This window comes from Citrobacter sp. Cpo071 (genome assembly GCF_030332765.1).
GTDB lineage: Bacteria > Pseudomonadota > Gammaproteobacteria > Enterobacterales > Enterobacteriaceae > Citrobacter > Citrobacter portucalensis.
The window spans coordinates 1-284 of record NZ_JAOWHE010000056.1 but is presented as its reverse complement, the minus strand read 5'-3'; the positions used below and the strand labels follow the sequence as shown (position 1 = coordinate 284).

Annotated in this window: 1 protein-coding gene; it reads left to right on the top strand. The window is 57.4% G+C overall.

All coding sequences use genetic code 11. From position 1 onward, the window contains the following. Positions 1-284 (top strand): DUF2931 family protein (locus OGY09_RS01125; protein ID WP_286589825.1); only part of this gene is annotated, 284 nt, incomplete at both ends.

Genomic DNA, 284 nt, shown 5'->3' with positions numbered 1-284 from the left:
CAGTACATTGTCTTCTGCTGGGATTCCTATATTGACCAGCAGACCTATGAAACCAGCGCCGTCTTCGGCCCCGAAACCTGGCTGAGGATGAAAACACCTGCCGATCATACCTGGTATGGCGAGACCGTCTGGTACGACAGTATGGTGTTTGGCCTGTCTCCCGGCGGCAAGGTCAAAATCTGGTTTTCCGATGTCGCCGGACGCCCCAGCCTGCCGGTCACGCCCCTGAAACTGACAACCCGCTCCGGCAAGGACCTGACCCTGTGTAAAGACTACGTCGTCCC